The organism is Streptomyces cellostaticus (assembly GCF_001513965.1).
GTDB lineage: Bacteria > Actinomycetota > Actinomycetes > Streptomycetales > Streptomycetaceae > Streptomyces > Streptomyces cellostaticus.
The window spans coordinates 135,519-154,560 of sequence record NZ_KQ948026.1 but is presented as its reverse complement, the minus strand read 5'-3'; the positions used below and the strand labels follow the sequence as shown (position 1 = coordinate 154,560).

4 protein-coding genes and 1 pseudogene are annotated in these 19,042 nt (G+C 69.9%); all 5 read right to left on the bottom strand.

Going from position 1 to position 19,042, the window contains the following annotated elements:
- Window positions 1-165: 165 nt before the first annotated feature.
- The 5 genes and pseudogenes from AQI88_RS23120 to AQI88_RS23100 all read right to left on the bottom strand — a co-directional run bounded on the left by AQI88_RS23120 (window position 166) and on the right by AQI88_RS23100 (window position 19,042).
- A pseudogene (locus AQI88_RS23120) lies at window positions 166-2,216 on the bottom strand (thioredoxin domain-containing protein).
- A gap of 214 nt (window positions 2,217-2,430) precedes the next feature.
- The gene (locus tag AQI88_RS23115; protein WP_067002543.1) at window positions 2,431-3,066 is read right to left on the bottom strand and encodes a helix-turn-helix transcriptional regulator; all 636 of its coding nucleotides are present in this window, start codon (window positions 3,064-3,066) and stop codon (window positions 2,431-2,433) included.
- A gap of 552 nt (window positions 3,067-3,618) precedes the next feature.
- Window positions 3,619-5,637 carry a HelD family protein gene (locus AQI88_RS23110; RefSeq protein WP_067002735.1) on the bottom strand — a complete coding sequence of 673 codons (2,019 nt, stop codon included), beginning with the start codon at window positions 5,635-5,637 and terminating at the stop codon, window positions 3,619-3,621.
- A 123-nt stretch (window positions 5,638-5,760) separates the two neighbouring features.
- On the bottom strand, window positions 5,761-7,338 hold the full coding sequence (locus AQI88_RS23105) for an MFS transporter (RefSeq protein WP_079057743.1): 1,578 nt from the start codon (window positions 7,336-7,338) through the stop codon (window positions 5,761-5,763).
- 280 nt (window positions 7,339-7,618) lie between these two features.
- Complete coding sequence (locus tag AQI88_RS23100) at window positions 7,619-19,042, bottom strand: type I polyketide synthase (RefSeq protein WP_067002542.1); 11,424 nt, start codon at window positions 19,040-19,042, stop codon at window positions 7,619-7,621.

Below are 19,042 nucleotides of genomic sequence, written 5' to 3'. Positions count from 1 at the left end.
CCTGCCGCGACAGCGCGTAACCCCCGTCGCGGCACTGTGGAGACATTAGGTGGGATCTGTGAAGCCCGCAGGCCCTTTCCATGAAGAGCGCGTTTCATCACAACGAGTGCCGAGAGTGAACAATTCGAACACAGGTCACGTAAGAGACTGCCGCACACGGTCGTTTCAGCTGCTCAGCGCGGTGCGCAAGCGCTCCGGATCGGTGGTCGGGGCGTCGCAGGCGAAGTTACGGCAGACATACGCGGCGGGTTCGCCGCCGACGAGAGGGCGATCGGCGAGCAGCGGGAACTCGTCACTCTCCGCAATGCCCACCGCAACCACCGCGCCCGGGGCGCTGCCCAGAAGTGCCGTACGGTGCAGGGCCCTTGTGGCGGGGTCGTCGAGCGCCGGGCCGACGATCGCGACCTCGCGCGGCCCGTCGAGCAGCGCCTCCGCGACGGCCAGCCCCCACCCGATGAACCGGGGCACGCGCGGCCCGAGCGTCCGGACGACCCCCAACGCCCGCTCGGCGGCGGACCTGTGGACTTCCGAGCCGGTGTGCGCCGCGTAGCTCAGCAGGGCGCCGGCCGCCGCGGTCCAGCCGGACGGGGTGGCGTTGTCGGTGGGGTCCTGGGGCCGGCGGATGAGCCGCTCGGCGTCGGAGGCGGTGTCGTACAGGGCACCGCTGTCGGGGTCGGTGAAGCGGCCGAGCACGTGATCGAGGAGCAGCCCGGCGAAGTCGAGCCAGACCCCCTCCCCCGTCACGGACGCGAGCGCCAGGAAGCCCTCGGCGACGTCGGCGTAGTCCTCCAGCACACCCGCGTTGGGACCCACGCGGCCGTCCTTGCTGGTGCGGGCGAGCCGGGTCTGCTCGTCGAGATGCACGCGGACGAGGAGGTCGGCGGCGCCGACGGCGGCTTCGACGAGGTCGGGCCGGCCGAAGTAGGCGCCGGTCTCGGCGAGCGCGGCGATCGTCAGCCCGTTCCAGGCGGCGACGACCTTGTCGTCCCGCCCCGGGGCGGGACGCTGTACCCGCCTCTCCAGCAGACGGCCCTTGACGGACGCCACCTTCTCGGCGTCGAACACGCCCTCGCTCTGCGGGAGCCGGAGGACGGACTGACCGTGTTCAAAGGTGCCTTCGTCGGTCACCCCGAAGTACTGGGCGGCGAGGCCGGCGTCCTCGTCCCCGAGGGCGTCCCGGAGCTGCTTGGGGGTCCACACGTAATACGCGCCCTCGACATGCCGACCGCTCCCGTCGTCGCTGTCGGCGTCGAGCGCCGAGGCGAACCCGCCTTCGTGGGTGCGCAGTTCGCGCACCAGGAAGTCGGCGGTCTCCAGCGCGACCCGGCGGGCCAGGTCCGACCCGGTGGCCCGCCACAGATGCGCGTACACCCGGCACAGCAGGGCGTTGTCGTACAGCATCTTCTCGAAGTGCGGCACGACCCAGTCACGGTCGACGGAGTAGCGGGCGAACCCGCCGCCGAGCTGATCGTAGATCCCGCCCCGGGCCATGCGCTCGCAGGTGTCCTGGGCCATCTGCAGCGCGCCCTCGGCGCCGGTCCGCGCATGATGCCGCAGCAGGAACTCCAGCACCATGGACGGCGGGAACTTCGGCGCGCCGCCGAATCCGCCGCGCTGCGGGTCGTACTCCCGGGTGAGCCCGAGGAGGGCCTGGGCGAGTTCCTGCTCGCCGGGCGCCTCGGCACTGTGGTGGCTGATCTCCCGCTGGGCGAGGTCGCGCACGATCTTCCCGGCGATCTCGCCGACCTCGTCCCGCCGCTCGGTCCAGGCCTGCCGGACGCCCTCCAGCACCTGCCGGAAGGAGGGCATGCCGTGCCGGGGCGCGGGCGGGAAGTAGGTGCCGAAGTAGAAGGGCTCGCCGTCCGGGGTGAGGAAGACGGTCATGGGCCACCCGCCCTGGCCGGTGGCCGCCTGGACGGCCTCCATGTAGACGGCGTCCACGTCGGGCCGCTCCTCACGGTCGACCTTGACACTCACGAAGTGCTCGTTGAGGTAGTCGGCGGTGACCTGGTCCTCGAAGGACTCGTGGGCCATGACGTGACACCAGTGAATCGGTAGAAGCATAAGTGGCAGGACGCATAGCCCACACTCAAGAGGATGGGTACGTCCCGCCGCTTCGCTTCTGTCATCGCCTCCTCTCCCCATGGCCACCAGTCCACTGGATTGGAGGCGTGCTGGAGCAGATAAGGCGACTGGGAGTTGGCCAGTCGGTTCATATCGGCATCGTCGCACGATCCGGTGCGTCCGGCCCTGCAATCGGGGGCCAGAGCCTGGAGTGATCGGATGCGCACGGAACGTGATCAAGAAGATGCGTCCCCCGCCCCGGCGGAGGAGGCGGGCTCCGCCTCCTCCGCCCCGGCACGCCCTTCTTGATCGCGTACTCGCGCTTCCTTCGCGACCTGCGGCGCGGAACATACCCCCCGAGGGCACCTACATAACGAGGAGCCCGGACTCCATGGCCCGAACAACCGCGAGAGTCCGATTTGGGCAGTTGAGCTTGGCCAAAATGATGCCGACCGTGCGTTTGACTCCATGTTCAGAGATGCTCAGCGACCGAGCAACTTGTCGGTTGCTCAGCCCCTCGGCAATCAGGCGCAGCACTTGGTGTTCACGTCCCGTCAGCGCAATCATCGACGCGCGCTTCGAGGTGGTGTCATCGCCGGCTTGGTCGGGCGCCGTCACAGATCGTCGCGCCAGGGCCGCCGACACATGAAATCGTCCGTCCTTCACGTCGACGATCGCTTCGCGCAGGGTCTCAGGGCGGAGATCTGCCCAGTCCAGGAAACCGTTTGCGTGATCGGCCCAGGATTGCTCGACAACGTCTGCCGAATCCACCAGGATCAGTACATTTACGTTCTGGATGCGCAGCTTTTCAGCGATCTCGTCAGGTACAGATCCCAAAGCATTGCTGTCCGAAATGATCAGCTGGCCGTCGCAGAACGTCGAGAGGTCTTCGACATCCGTGATGGACTGCACTCTCAACTGGATGTCGAGCGAACGCAGCATTCCCTTGATGCTGTATAGACGAATATCGTCTTCGATCATCAGCGCTATCTCGGTCTGCAACAGGGATCGTCCAGCCCGCAGGGAAGCTCGTCCGCCAGATATATCGGGCGCCAAGCAGTCTATTTGACTGCTATAGTTTTCGTGATTTCCGCTGCTCGAAATCGATGGCCACGTCAACCTGTTCTTCACGCTACTCATATCAGCGATCCCCCGTTAGCCATACCAGCGATCCCCCGTTTTCTCACGTTAAATCCGGCAGGTTCGCCCCTTGACAAATGAGGATGGCACGGAGCGCCGAGAACTGTCCACCCCGAACTAGCCACCGCGTGATGGGCTGTCATAGGGCGGGGAATGGGGAAGAGGTGCCTGCTGACCTGCGAAGGTAGGAGTTCCTACGCTTCCACCACGCTCGATCGATAAAGCATCTCTCTAGTGAAAGTCAGGCACTGGTGGACGAGAAGGTGAAACTCGTCGGTCGAGATTGCGGAGGGCACGCAGTACCAGCAGGCCCGGGCCCGGCAGATCGCGGAGGCGGCGAGCAGCACCGTGCGCACGGGCCGGTGTCCATGCCGCGCCGGGTGCGCCCGCGCCGACGGCGCGGGCGCCGAGCCGTCAGGCGGGCTGGACGGTGATGGTGCAGAGGCGCTTGGTGGCCCGGGTCAGGGCTACGTACAAGTCCCTTTCCCCACCGGGGCGGTTCGTGATGATTTCCTCGGGGTTCATGACGACGACCCCGTCGAATTCCAGGCCGCGTGCTTCGGACGCCGGCACGATGCGTGCGTGCTGAGCGATGCCCTGGGCCGTCAGCTCGCTCACCCTGGTGTCCGCGCAGATCACTCCCAGAAGCTCGCCCGGGTACGCGGTGCTCTGGGCGCGGAGTTCCTGAACGACGGCGGTGACCAACGCGTCCGGAGGTGTGGTCACGGTGCGAGGGATCTCGCCGCTTCGCAGGGACCGTGTGGGCTTTTGGTCCGGAGCGATCCGCGTGAGCAGATCCCGGACGCTCTCCAGGATCTCCTGCGTTGTGCGGTAGCTGACGGTCAGGTCGTGCAGTTTGAACCGCGGTCCGACGTGGGGGCTCAGTGCTTCCTTCCAGTCGCGTGCTGTCGCGACCGGGCCTGCCTGGGCGAAGTCACCCACCAGCGTCATCGACCTTGACAGGCAGCGGCGGACGATCATCCGCCACTGCATGGCGGTCAGTTCCTGCGCCTCGTCGACGACCACGTGCCCGTACATCCGCTCGGGGGGGCCGTCAACCAGGCTCGTCGCCTCGTCCAGCAACGGCACGTCGGCATCGGTCCACGGGTCGTCCGGACCGCGCAGCAGAAGGGACCGCTCCTGCGCGGTCAGGCGGGGCAGGCGCTCGGCCAGAGCCTCGGTGTTCGTCAGGAGCGCCTTCACGAGGTCACCGGGTACCAGCCGCGGCCACAACTCCTCGACCGCTCGGTCGACGGCGGCGTCGTCGAGGAGATCGGCTCGGATGGCGTCCAGGTCCAGCTCGTGGACCGGACCTGAGTCGGCCGCACCTTCGACGCGGCGCTGGGCGACTCCCGTGAACCGGTCGAGGTTGATGCCCGTCATCCTTTCGGAATCGGCATCGATCTGCTCCAGGAGGTCGCCCATGTCTCGTTGCATCGCGTCGGTGACGGCGTCGACCAAGAGCTCTTTGAACACCTGGCGCGCGGGGTTGTGCCCCTGTACGGCTGCCACGGCGGCGTCGCGTGCCGCGGCGACTTCCTCGCCGGGGAGGTGAACCAGTTCCTGTCCGACCCGCACGGTGAAGTCACCGGCGGGGGCTTGGTGGACGCGCAGCAGGCCGGCCAAGGCGTCGGCGAGGTCGGAGCTGCCCTTGAGTCGCGCCGTGTCGAACGGGCCCACCGTGTCCGCCGACACTCCGGCCAGTTCCCGGCAGGTCGCCAGAACGACGTCGTTCTCTCCGAGCGAGGGAAGGACCTGGGAGATGTAGTCGAGGAACCGGGCGTTCGGGCCCACCACCAGGACACCCTCCTCCGCGGCGCGCGGGAACGCGTACAGGACATAGGCCGCCCGGTGCAAGGCGACCACCGTCTTGCCGGTGCCGGGCCCACCCTGCACCACGGTCACCCCGCGGTGGGCGGAGCGGACGATCTCGTCCTGCTCGGTCTGCAGCGTCGCGACGGCCGCGTGCATCCTGCCCGTACGCCGTGCCGACAGAGCCTCGGTCAACGGGCCGTCCCCCACGACGTCCTCGTCGGTCGGGGCGGTCCCGTCCAGCAGTTCGTCGCTCACCGAGATGACCGTGCGCTCCTCGAGGCGCAGGTGCCGACGGCGCCGCAGGTCCATCGGGTGGACCGGTGTCGCCTCGTAGAAGGGCCGCGCCGCGTTTGCGCGCCAGTCCACGAGCAGGGGCAGGTCATCCTCCTCCGTCTGCAGTCCGATCCGCCCGATGCGCAGGGCCGTGCCATCCGTCCAGTCGATGCGCCCGAAGACCAGCCCCTTTTCGGCGCCCTCCAGCCGGCCGATTTCCTTGGTCAGACGCTCGGCGGCGATTTCTCTCTCATATGCCTCACCCGCGCTGTCCGCCTGGGCCTTCAGTACACTCGCTCGATTTGCTCGCGCCTCCGAAAGCCGCTCGGTGAGCAACTCATACAAGGAGGAAACATAATCCTGCTCCGATTCGACCGCACGCACAGCGGGATCAGTGATGTCCGACAACAGGGGTCTCCTTCGATTCGAGCCGCACCATGAGTCACCTAAAAGACCGCAGACAGCCCGTCACGCGGTGGGTCGAGGCTCGGAGTTGCGGGCCTCTTCGTAGTCCGGCTCCGGTGTCGGAACGTTCTTCTTTCCGGCAGAAGGCAAGGTAATCAGCAGCACAGCTGCTCCGAGGAGTGCGATGGCCGCGATCCAGCCCGCACCGACGTGCATAGCATGGATAAACGCATCGTCAGCAGCCTGAGCAAGAGAGGGCCGGTGGATAGCGGTGGCGACGTGGCGGGCCTGTTCGGCGGAGACTCGCGCCTGGTCCTGCACCGGACCGGATGCACCCTCCAGCGAAGGTTCGATCGCACGTCGGTACGTGATCGACATGATCGTGCCGCCTACTGCGATCCCGATCACACTGCCGGTTTGTCGCACGGTGTTGGTGACGGCCGATCCTGCACCAGCCTGTTCCAACGGCAGGTCGCTGATCAATGCGGCCGTAACGGGGCCGATCACCATGCCGACCGAAAGACCCTGTATCAGCAACAAGATCTCGATCCAGACGAGTGGAGTCTGGAGTCCGAGGAATCCGTACCCACCCATGGTCAGCGCAGCCATGGCCAGCGGCGGCACGGTGACAAGGCGTAGCGGCAGGCGGCGAACCAGGCGTGAGGCAAGGGGCGCTCCCGCGAGCGCGCCGAGTGCGGTCGGGATGTTGGCCAAGCCCGCCTTCATCGGCGAAAATCCGAGCGCGCCTTGCAGGTAGAACGCGTTGTAGAAGGTGATGGCGGCCACGCCGAAGAGCAGCAATCCGAGCGCCACGTTGCCGCCACCGAATGTGCGTTGCGCGAACAGTCGCGGATCAAAGCTGGGCACCTTGAGGCGCAGTTCGACGAGTACGAAAACGGCCAGCAGAACCAGACCGGCAACGATCGGCGCCCAAACGTCGGTACGCCCCCACGCCGCCACCTGCCCCGCCCGGATCAGCCCGTAGGCCAACGCCACGAGCCCACTGATCGACAGCAACATTCCAGCGGGGTCCAGTGGGCGCGGAGTGGGGCTGCGGAAATTCGGAACCAGCACGGCAAGCCCGACCAGCGCCAATGCCGCGACCGGAACATTGATCAGAAATACCGAGCCCCACCAGAAATGATCGAGCAGGAACCCCGCCAGCACCGGGCCGGCAGCCATTCCGACACCGGCCGACGTCGAGAAAATGCCGATCGCGGCAGCCCGTGCGGGGCCGGTAAAGGTCCACATGAGGATGGCCATCATGGCGGGCGTGATCAGCGCGCTGCCCACCCCCATCGCAGCTCGAGCTGCAATCAGCTGGCCCGCATCGCTTGCGTACGCCGCCCACAGCGAGGACCCGGCGAAGATCACCAACCCACTGGAGAACACAGTCCGGTGACCGAACCGATCGCCCAGTGCGCCTGCCGTGAACATCAATGTGGCGAAGGCCAGAGTGTACGCACCGGTCGCCCATTGCAGCTGACCGGGATCGGCCCCCAGTCCACGGGCCGGGTCCGCAAGGGTCTCCAGCGTATTACTCAGGACGGTGTTTTCTATCCAAATCAGCAGTGAACACAACATAAGAATGGCGAGAATCAACTGCTGCCTGGACTTCGGTAGCGTTAGAGGCGCGGTCATGAACACCTTCGGATATCGCAGGGCAGGAACGTGACCGACTGAAATATAAGCAAACTCCACAACGCTGTCAAGCTTGGATTTTCTCGCCGAAACGATTGCGGCCGGACGAACTCTATGCCTCTGCCAGATTTGCAGACTGAGTAGTTTTGTGCCTCTGCGGAATTCGAGCGTTGGTGGATTTTCACTTGAGGATTGGTTGCGACTGAGCGGATTTCATGTCTCCGGCCTCTTGAAGCCGTCGAGGGACCTCGACGGCTCCAAGAGTCCGACGGTTCGGATATCAGTGGCCGCCGAGCGAATCGAGCCAGCGCCGGAGGTGCGCGGCGGTCTCTGCCACCTGTTCCTCGATGATCGAGAAGTGATCTGCCTCGATGTACTCGGCCGGTCCACGGTGTTGCCAGTCGGGGACGGGGTCGACGTCCCCGAAGCTGCTCAGCGTCACGGTGGCCCGCAGATTCAGCGTCGGCGCGGCGATCGGCTTGAACTCTCGCTCGGGATATATCCGCACATAGCCGCCCATGGAGACCAGGCCGTGGTCGTCGACGGGGGTCAGTGCGTTGTCCCGGGACAGGATCTGCCCCAGCGCGCTGGTGAGCACGAGGCGGTTGAGTTCGTGCTCTTCCGGGGAGTAGGTGTCGATCATCGCGACGCCCGCGAGCTCGCCGCCGTCGTCTTCGAGCCGCCGGGCGACCGCATGGGCGATCGCACCACCGGCCGAATAGCCGATGAGCGCCACCGGCCCTCGCTCGAGTTCCGACGCGACGGCCGCGGCGAGGCTCTCGATCGCCGCCGCCCATGTCGCCGGCAGGTCGTCGCCCGCGCGCATGCCGGGCAGCCGCAACGCACTGACCTGCCGCTCGCCGCCCAGTTCGCGGGCCAGGCGGGCGAACTGGTGGGCGCCCGATCCCGCCAGGAACGAGGGAATGCAGATCAGTGCCGGCGCCGCGGCGCCGCGCGCCATGAGCCGCACAGCCGGGCGCTGTGCGGCAGCCTCGTCGGCGGAGTACGTGGTCATCAGAGCCGAGCTCGCGGTCAGCAGGGGCATCGCCCCTGCCAGCTCACCGCGGCGATGCGCCGCCGACACCAGGTCGGTGATCGTGCCGCGCACGCCGGCCGGTGCCTGCTCGACCACGCCGGTGTCGGCTTCCTCTTCCTCGATCCGCGATCCCACCAGTTTCGCCACATCGGCGGCGGTCGGGTGGTCGAAGATCAGCGTCGACGGCAGCGTCAGCCCGGTCAGCTGTGCGAGCCGGTTCCGGAATTCGACGGCACCGAGGGAGTCGAAACCGAGCTCGGTGAACGGCGCGTTCGGGTCGATCGCGTCGCCGGACAGGTGGCCGAGGACCGCCGAGGCGGCCTTGCGCACCTCTCGCAGGATCACAGCGTCGCGGTCGGCGTCGGGCAGTGCGGCCAGCTGCCGCGCAAGGCTGACACCGGCACTCGCGGCGGCCGGGGGAACCCGGATCATGCCGCGCAGTACCGCGGGGAGCGTGCCGCCGCGCGCCAGGTCGGTGAGCGCCGCCGTGTCCAGCAGTGCCGTCGTCGGTGTCGCCCGATCGCTCGCGAGTGCGTTGTCGAACAGCGCCATCCCGGACTCCGGGTCGATCGGGACCAGGCCCAGCCTGGACCGGATCTGGCGGGCGTACTGCTCGGCACCGTCCCCGCTGAGTACCCCTGCCATGCCGACGGTCCACAGTCCCCAGGCCAGTGAGTGCGCGGGCAGGCCCGCGCTGCGCCGGAGGCGTGCCAGCGCGTCCAGCGCGCTGTTCGCGGCGGCGTAGTTGCCCTGTCCTTGTCCGCCGAGCAGCGGCGCCGCGGACGAGAACAGCACGAACGCCGACAGATCCAGGTCGCGGGTCAGCTCGTGCAGGTGCAGTGCCGCATCGACTTTCGGTGCCAGCACCCGTGTCGTCTGCGCGGTGGTGAGGGTGTCGAGCGTGCCGTCGTCCAGGACGCCCGCCGCATGGATGACGGCGGTCAGCGGGGCGTCGGTGTCGATGTCGGCCAGCAGGGCGTGGACCGCGGTGCGTTCGGTGACGTCGCACGCCACGACCTGGACGTGGGCGCCGAGGTCGGTCAGCTCGGCGGCCAGTTCGGCGGCGCCGTCCGCGGCGGCACCGCGCCGCGATGTCAGCAGCAGCCGTCGTGCGCCGTGTGTTGCGACCAGATGCCGGGCGACGATCGCGCCGATGCCGCCGGTGCCGCCGGTGATGAGCACGGTGCCCTGGTCGAACGACAGGGGCGCGCCCGGTTCGGTGGCGGGCAGCGGCTGCAGTCGCGGTGCCAGGAGCCGACCTTCGCGTACGACCGTGTGCGGTTCGTCCTGGGCCACGGCTTCGGCGAGCGACGTGATCGGCAGGGCGTCGCCGTCGTGGTCGATGAGCAGGAACCGGCCCGGGTGCTCGGACTGTGCGCTGCGCACCAGGCCCGCCACGGCGGCTCCGACCAGATCGGGTTCCTCGCCGGGCAGTCCGGCGGCCGTGCGCGTCACGATCGCGAGCCGGCCGGGGTGATCGGCGCTCATCCAGCCCTGCAGCAGTGCGAGCGTCGTCAGCACGCCGGCGTGAACGTCCGCCGCGCCGGCACCGGTTCCGCGGGGCGCCGACCACACCACCGTGTCGGGAACGTCCTGCAGCACAGCGAGTTCCGCGAGATCGGCACAGGATGCCGGGGGCTCAGGGGCCTCGACGGTCGCCGGGTCGCCGAGCACGACGATGCGCCCGGCGTCCGCCTTGGAGACGGCAGGCACGGCGACCCACTCGAGGTCGAACAACGGTGCCGCGCCGCGCAGCTGGGCCAGCGCCTGCTGGTCGATCGGGCGGGCCCGCACCGACTCCATGCTCAGCACGAGGGCACCGGTCGCGTCGACCGCGTCCACGCGCAAGGTGTCCGGTGCGATGCGGGCGATGCGGACGCGCAAGGCACCCACGCCGGACTGTGCCAGCTGGACACCGTCGAAGGCGAAGGGCAGTGGCACCCGGCCGACGGGCCCGCCCTCGGTGAGATGGCCGACAGCCGCGTGGAACACCGCGTCCAGCAGTGCGGGATGCAGTCCGAAGGCGGTGGCGCGCTCTGCGGTGTCGGTGTCGAGCGCCAGGTCGGCGAAGACTTCCTCCCCACGCGACCACGCGGCGCGAACACCCTGGAACACCGGGCCGTACCCGAAGCCGAGGTCGCCGAGCGCGCGGTACACCTGCTGCCCGTCGACCGGATCGCCCGCGACCGGAGGCCACACCTGGGACCAGCCCGGCGCCGCGGTCGGCACGGCGGGCGTGAGCAGGCCACGGGCATGCAGCACCCAGGCGTCGACGGCGCGGGCGTGGATGGCCACGGTCCGGTGCCCATCGGCGTCGGGTTCGCCCACCGCGAGCTGGACGTCCGCGGCACCATCGGTCGTGAGAGTCAGCGGCGCCGCGAGCACCAGTTCCGCCAGGCGCGGCACGCCGAGCCGGGCACCGGCGGCCAGAGCCAGTTCCACGAATCCGGTACCTGGCATCAAGACCGCGCCGAAGACGGCGTGGTCGGCGAGCCATGGGTGCGTACGCAGCGAGAGCCTGCCGGTGAACAGCCACTCGTCCTTGCCGGCGAGCTGCACCTGGGCGTGCAGCAGCGGATGGTCGGCGGAGTCGGCACCGGCGAGCGGCGCAGCGGCCTCCGCGGGCAGCAGCCAGAATCGTTCGTGCTGGAAGGGATAGGTGGGCAACGTGATCCGCGCCTGCGGTCGAGCTTCGAAGTAGGCCGCCCACCGCACCGGCCGTCCCGCACAGTGCGCGGTGGCCAACGCGGCGACCAGCTGCTCGGGTTCGGCGACCGTGCGACGGGATCCCGCGACCACCGAAGCGCGCGCCGCGGGGTCTGTCGCCAGAGTGGCGCGGGTCATGGTCGTCAGCACCGCGTCCGGGCCCAGCTCGACGAACAGGCCCACACCCGAATCGAGCAGTGACCGCACCGCCGGGGCGAAGCGCACCGCCTCGCGCACCTGCCGTACCCAGTACTCGGGCGTACCCACCGGACCGCCTGCGAACGCGCCGGAAACCGTGGAACACAGAGGTATTCGTGGCTCGTGGTACGTCAGGCCCGCGGCGATCTGCGCGAAGTCGGTCAGCATCGGGTCCATCAAGGCGGAGTGGAACGCGTGGCTCACCCGCAGCCAGCTGGTCTTGACGCCCTCGGCCGCCAGCCTCGACTCGAGCGCCGACACCGCCTCGGTGTTTCCGGAGAAGACCACCGCATCGGGAGCGTTCACGGCGGCCAGCGAGACCGCGGCGGCCGCCGGATCGACGTTGACCGCCGCCAGCAGCTCCACGGCCCGCACCTCCGGCACCGCGGCGGCCAGCATGCTCCCGCCCGTCGGCAGCGCCCCCATCAGCCGACCCCGGGCCGCAACGAGTCTGCACGCGTCGGACAGCGACCACACACCGGCCACGTACGCCGCGGCCAGCTCGCCGATCGAATGCCCGGCCACCACGTCCGGCGTCACGCCCAACGACTCGACAAGGCGGTACATCGCCACCTCGAACGCGAACAACGCGGGCTGGGCGTACTCGGTGCGGTCCAGCAGGGCCTCGGCAGTCGCGTCGAACATCACATCCCGAAGCGATTGCTCCAGGTGTGCGTCGAATTCCGCGCACACCTCGTCGAGCGCGGCGGCGAAAGCCGGGAACGCCCGGTACAGTCCAGCGCCCATCCCGGTCCGCTGCGCGCCCTGACCGGTGAACAGGAACGCTGTGGTGCCCGTCTGACCAGTGCCGTCGGCGATGCCCGGTCCTGGCTCGCCGGCTGCCAGGCGTGCCAAGGCCGCCAGCAGCGTCTCCCGGTCCGCGCCCACGACGGCGGCGCGCTGCTCGAGGTGCGCGCGGTGCAGCGCCAGCGTCGCCGCGACGTCGGTCAGGTCGAGCTCCGGACGTTCGCTCAGCGCGTCGTACAGACGGCGCGCCTGGGTCCGCAGCGCGTCGGTCGTCCGCGCGGACAGCAGCAACGGCAAGGCTGCCGGGCGCGGTGGATCGACCGGCCGCGGCGGGACCGCGGGCGCCTCTTCGAGGATCACGTGCGCGTTGGTCCCGCTGATCCCGAACGACGACACTCCCGCCCGGCGCGGACGCTCCCCGACCGGCCACGGCTCGGCCTCGGTCAGGATCCGTACCGCGCCCTCCGACCACTCCACGTGCGGCGACGGCGCGTCGACGTGCAAGGTGGGCGGCAACACCTCGTGCCGCAGCGCCTGCACCATCTTGATCACACCGCCGACACCGGCAGCCGCCTGCGTGTGCCCGATGTTCGACTTCAACGACCCGATCCGCAGCGGCTCGGCGCGGTCCTGTCCGTAGGCGTTGATCAGCGCCTGCGCCTCGATCGGGTCGCCCAGCGTGGTGCCGGTGCCGTGCGCCTCCACCGCGTCCACCTCGGCCGCGGCCACTCCTGCGTTGACCAGTGCCTGCGCGATCACCCGCTCCTGGGACGGACCGTTCGGTGCGGTCAAGCCGTTGCTCGCACCGTCCTGGTTGATGGCGCTGCCGCGGATCACGGCCAGCACCGGGCGCCCGTTGCGCTGCGCGTCGGACAACCGCTCCAGGGCGAGCACGCCGACGCCCTCGGCCCACGAGACACCGTCCGCGGCACTCGAGAACGCCTTGCAGCGCCCGTCCGGTGACAGCGCCCGCTGCCGGGAGAACTCCTGGAACAGCATCGGAGTCGACATGACCGTCACCCCGCTGGCCAGAACCAGCGACGTCTCCCCGGCGCGCAGTGCCTGCACCGCCAGGTGCAAGGCCACCAGCGACGACGAACATGCCGTGTCCACCGTCACCGCGGGTCCTTCCAGACCGAGGGCGTAGGACACCCGGCCGGAGACGACGCTGCCGCCCGATCCGGTCGCCAGATAGCCTTCCGCGGCACCGTCGGCGGCCTCGCGCGCCGTGTAGCCGTAGTCCTGGTACATGACGCCCGCGTACACCCCGGTATCGCTGCCCCGCAGTGAGGTCGGATCGATGCCGGCATCTTCGAGCGCTTCCCAGGACGCCTCGAGCATCAGCCGTTGCTGCGGGTCCATCGCCGCTGCCTCGCGGGGTCCGATGCCGAAGAAGGCGGCATCGAAATCACCTGCGGCATGCAGGAATCCGCCTTCCCGGGTGTAGATCTTGCCCGGTTTGCCGGGTTCGGTGTCGTACAGGTGGTCGACGTCCCAGCCGCGGTCGCCCGGGATCGGGGTGATCGCGTCGACGCGCCCGGCGATCAGTTCCCAGAGCTGGTCGGGATTCTCGACGCCGCCGGGATACCGGCAGCTCATGCCGACGATCGCGATCGGCTCGTCGACCTTGGCCTTGGCCCTGGTCGAGGCGGGGCGCGGGCGCGTCGGCGCCGAACCGTCGACCCGGGTACGCAGGAAGCCCGCGACAGCGGCAGCGGTCGGATAGTCGAACACCAGCGTGGACGGAAGCTGAACACCGGTGGCGGCGGTCACCTTGTTGCGGAACTCGACTCCGCCGAGCGAGTCGAAGCCCAGTGCCGTGAACGGTGTTTCGGGGTCGACGGCGTCGGCCGACTCGTGGCCGAGTACCCCGGCGGCGATCGCGCGGACCTCATCGCGGATCAGCGCCTCCCACTGCTCGGCGGGGGCGTCGAGCAACCGCTGGCGCAACGGGCTGTCGGCGATCTGGCCGCGCGGCGGTACGTGAATCAGGCCGCGCAGCACCGCAGGCAGCGTGCCGAGCCGGCCCAGCGCGGTGAGGGCGGGTGTGTCGAGCAGCGCGGTCATCAGCATCGGTTCGCCGGTGGCCAACGCGTGGTCGAACATCTGCATGCCGGTGTCCGGCTCGATCGGGGACAAACCGAGACGCGTGCGGATCTGACGCACCAGGTGCTCGCCGCCCGGGTCGTTCAACGCCTCGGCCATGCCGCGCTTCCACAGCCCCCAGGCCAGCGAATGCGCGGGCAGGCCGGCGCTGCGCCGCGCCTGGGCGAGCGCGTCCAGCGCCGCGTTCGCGGCCGCGTAGTTGCCCTGGCCCTGCCCACCGAGCAGCGGCCCGGCGGAGGAGAACAGCACGAACGCCGACAGGTCCATGTCGCGGGTGAGCTCGTGCAGATGCCAGGCGGCATCGACCTTCGGGGCGAGCACCCGATCCACCTGCTCGGCGGTCAGGGTTTCGATGGTGCCGTCGTCGGCCACGCCCGCGGTGTGCACGACAGCGGTCACCGATTCGTGCGCCGGTACGGATTCCAGCAGTGCCGCGACCTCGGCGCGATCGCTGACATCGCACGCAGCGACGCGTACGTCGGCGCCCAGCGCGGTCAGCTCGGTGACCAGCTCCGCGACACCCGGCGCGGCGAGACCGCGGCGCGAGGCGAGCAACAGGCTGCGCACCCCGTGCCGGGTGACCAGGTGGCGTGCGGTGACGGCGCCCAGTCCGCCTGTGCCGCCGGTGATCAGGACCGTACCGTCGCCGAAGTGCTCGCCGGTCGAGTCGACGGTGGTCGCACGAATCAGCCGCGGTGCCACCGTGGCGCCGTCGCGGATCGCGAGCTGTGGTTCGTCCATGGCGACTGTGGCGGCGATCCGCTGGTGCAGGTCCGCGAGGTCGTTGTCGTCGAGGTCGACCTGCACGACGCGCCCCGGATGTTCCGCCTGCGCACTGCGTACCAGGCCGCGGACGGCCGCTGCCGCGGGGTCCGGCGTCTCACCGGGCAGACCCGCTCCATTGCGGGTCAGCACGATCAGAGTCGAGTCGGCGCAGCCCGGTTCGGCGAGCCAGTCGCGCAGCACCGCGAGGGCGTTGTGCACGGCGGTGCGGATGGTCGCGGGGACGTCGTCGCCGTCCGCCGCCGTCTCGGGCGACCAGACCACAGCCGCGCCCGTGTGGCCCCCGCCTGTCGCGAACGCCGCGACGTCCTCGAACGTCTCGGTGCAGCCTGCGACGGGTCGGCCCAGTGCGACCAGTCGCTGGTCCGGCACCGCAGGCGCCGTCACCGGCGTCCAGTCGAGGGCGTAGAGCGGGCTGCGGGCACCGGCGAGAGCGCTCGCCTCCGCGGGGCGGGCGAGCACGGCGTCGATCGACAGCACCGCGGCGCCGGTGGCGTCGCAGGCGTCGATGCGCACCTTCTCGGGACCCGAACGGATGATCCGGGCGCGGACCGCGGTGGCCCCGTGCCGGAACACACGGACGCCGCCGAAGGAGAACGGAAGCGGCAGCCTGCCGTCGGGCAGGTCGTCGGCGAGCACATCGATGGCAGCGTGGAAGGTCGCGTCCAGGAGCGCCGGATGCACCCCGAAGCCCGCCGCCCGGCCCGCTGTCGTCTCGTCCAGGGTCACCTCGGTGAACACCTCGTCACCGCTGGTCCAGGCGGCGCGCACGCCTTGGAAGCCCGGGCCGTAGCCGAATCCCAGGTCGGCGAGCCGGTCGTACAGACGCGTTCCGTCGATCGGCGTGCCGTCGGCAGGGGGCCAGTCGGGGTCGGTCCAGGCCGGCGACCCGCCGTCGGCGGGGGCGAGGATGCCGGTGGCGTGCAGCGTCCAGTCCGGCTCGCCCGGGTCGGACCCCGCGGTGCCGGTGACGGCACGCGAGTGGATCGACAGGCGTCGACGGCCGGTGTGGTCGGGCTCGGTCACCGAGACCTGCACATCCACGGCAGCAGCACCGTCGAACAGCAGCGGCGTCGCCAGGACGAGTTCGTCCACGACGGGCAGTTCCAGGCGGCTGCCCGCGGCCAACGCGAGATCCACGAACCCGGTGCCGGGCAGAAGCACCGATCCGAAGGCCGTGTGGTCGGCGATCCACGGCTGGTCGGTGGTGGAGAGCCTGCCGCTGAAGAGCCATTCGTCGCGACCGGCAAGCGGCGCGGCGACGCGCAGCATCGGATGATCGAGCGCGGAGAGGCCGGCACGGCCCATGTCACCGAGCGCGTCGTCGTCGGGCTGCACCCAGTAACGGCGATGCTGGAAAGCGTAGACAGGCAGGTCGAGGTGGGGGACCGGCCTTCCCGGTGACAGCGGCGCCCAGTCGACGCCGACGCCCGAGCAATGGGCGGCGGCGAGCGACCGCAGGAACTGGTCGACCTCATCGACACCGCGCCGTGCCGCCGCCACGACCAGCGAGCGGGACGCCACCTCGTCGGTCACTGTCAGGCGGGTCAGCGCCGCCAGCACCGCGTCCGGACCCACCTCGACGAACCGGCGCACGCCGGCGTCGACGAGTGACTGCACCGCCGGGGCGAACCGCACGGCCTCGCGGACCTGCCGCACCCAGTACTGCGGCGTCAGCAGCTCGGGACCGGCCGGCGCACCGGACACCGTGGAGCACACGCCGATTCGCGACTCCCGGTACGTCACCGATGCGGCGACCTGCTCGTACTCGGCGAGCATCGGCTCCATCAACGCCGAGTGGAAGGCGTGGCTGACCGTCAGCCGGGTCGTCTTCACCCCCTCGTCCGCCAGCCGGGCCTCCAGTGCGGCGATCGCCTCCGTCTCGCCCGAGAACACCATCGCCGCAGGCGCGTTCACAGCCGCCAGCGAGACCGTCCCGGCCGCGAGCAGTTCCTGCGCCCGCTCCTCCGACACCGCGGCGGCGAGCATCGCTCCATCGGTCGGCAGCGCGCCCATCAGTCGACCACGGGCGGCAACGAGCCGGCACGCGTCGGCCAGCGACCACACGTCGGCCACATAGGCCGCGGCCAGCTCACCGATCGAATGCCCGACCACCACGTCCGGGGTCACGCCGAACGACTCCAAGAGGCGATACAGCGCCACCTCGAACGCGAACAGCGCGGGCTGCGTGAAATCCGTCCGGTCGAGCAGGGCCTTGCGCTCGGTGTCGGTGGCGCCGTCCCCGGCAGCACCGGTCCCGCCGAACATGACCTCGCGCAGCGATACCCCCAGCAGGGCGTCGAATTCCGCGCACACCTCGTCGAGGGCAGCGGAGAACACAGGGAACGCGGCAGCCAGCCCTGCGCCCATACCGAGACGTTGCGCGCCCTGACCGGTGAACAGGAAGGCCGTCTCGCCGGTGGTGGCGACCCCTGACACCACGTGCGGGGACTCCGAACCGGCGGCCAGGGCCGTGAGGCCGGCGAGCAGACCGGCCCGGTCGGCTCCGAGCACCGCGCCGCGCCGGCCCAGCTGAGCGCGCGAGGCGGTCAGGACGGCAGCGACATCGGCGTCATCCGCCTCGGGGTGGTCGGCGAGCCAGGCCAGCAGCCGGCTCGCCTGTGCCTGCAGCGCGGTCTCCGACTTGGCCGAGAGCAACCACGGTGCCGGAAGCGCCGGTTGGCCCGACTCGGGCTGTCGTGCGACAGCATCCGGTCCTGTCACCGGATCGGCAGCAGGCTCGCGCGGCGCCTCTTCGAGGATCACGTGAGCGTTGGTCCCGCTGATGCCGAAGGACGACACACCCGTCCGGCGCGGACGATCGAGCTCCGGCCACTGCTGGGCCTGCGTCAGCAGTTTCACCGTGCCCGCCGACCAGTCGACCTCGGGGGTCGGCTCGTCCACGTGCAGGGTCGAGGGCATGACCCCCTTGCGCATCGCCATGACCATCTTGATCACGCCCGCGACACCCGCCGCGGCCTGCGTGTGACCGATGTTCGACTTGAGAGAACCCAGCCACAACGGGTTGTCGTCCCCACGGGCCTGGCCGTAAGCGGACAGCAGCGCCTGCGCCTCGATCGGGTCACCCAGCCGCGTACCCGTACCGTGCGCCTCCACGGCGTCCACCTCGGACGCCGACAGCCGCGCGTTGGCCAACGCAGCCCGGATGACCCGCTCCTGCGAAGGCCCGTTCGGCGCGGTCAGCTGGCTGCTCGCACCGTCCTGGTTCACCGCAGAACCACGGAGCACCGCCAGCACCCGGTGCCCGCTGCGCTCCGCGTCCGACAGCCGCTCCAGCACCAGCACGCCCACGCCCTCGGCCCAGCCCGTGCCGTCCGCCGACGACGAGAACGCCTTGCACCGCCCGTCCGGCGACAACCCGCGCTGCCGGGAGAACTCCACGTACGTGCCCGGTGTCGCCATCACCGTCACACCACCGGCGAGCGCCATCGAGCACTCACCCTGACGCAGCGACTGAGCGGCGAGGTGAAGCGCGACCAGCGAGGACGAACACGCGGTGTCGACCGTCACCGCCGGCCCCTCCAAGCCGAAGGTGTAGGACAGACGACCCGACGCGACGCTGCCCGCGCTTCCGGTCAGCAGGTAGCCCTCGAAGTCCTCGGGCGCCTGGGGGACCCGGGAGCCGTAGTCGTCGTACATGACGCCCATGTACACCCCGGTACGGGTGCCCCTCAGCGCGGTCGGGGCGATGCCCGCGTGTTCCAAGGCCTCCCAGCCCGTCTCCAGCAGCAACCGCTGCTGGGGGTCCATCGCCGCCGCCTCGCGAGGGCCGATGCCGAAGAACTCGGCGTCGAACCGGTCCGCCTCGTACAGGAAGCCGCCTTCGCGGGTGTACGAGGTCCCGAGGTGGTCGGGGTCCGGGTGGTACAGGTTCTCCAGGTCCCAGCCGCGGCCCTCCGGGAAGGGACCGACCGCGTCACGTTCGGCGCTCAGCAGCTCCCACAGGTCGTCCGGGGAGGCGACACCGCCCGGGAGCCGGCATGCCATGCCCACGATCGCGATCGGCTCGTGTGCGCGCTCCTCCAGGTCCTGCACACGCTGACGGCTCTCCCGCAGGTCGACCGTTGCCCGCTTGAGGTAGTCGCGAAGTTTCTGCTCGTTGTCCAT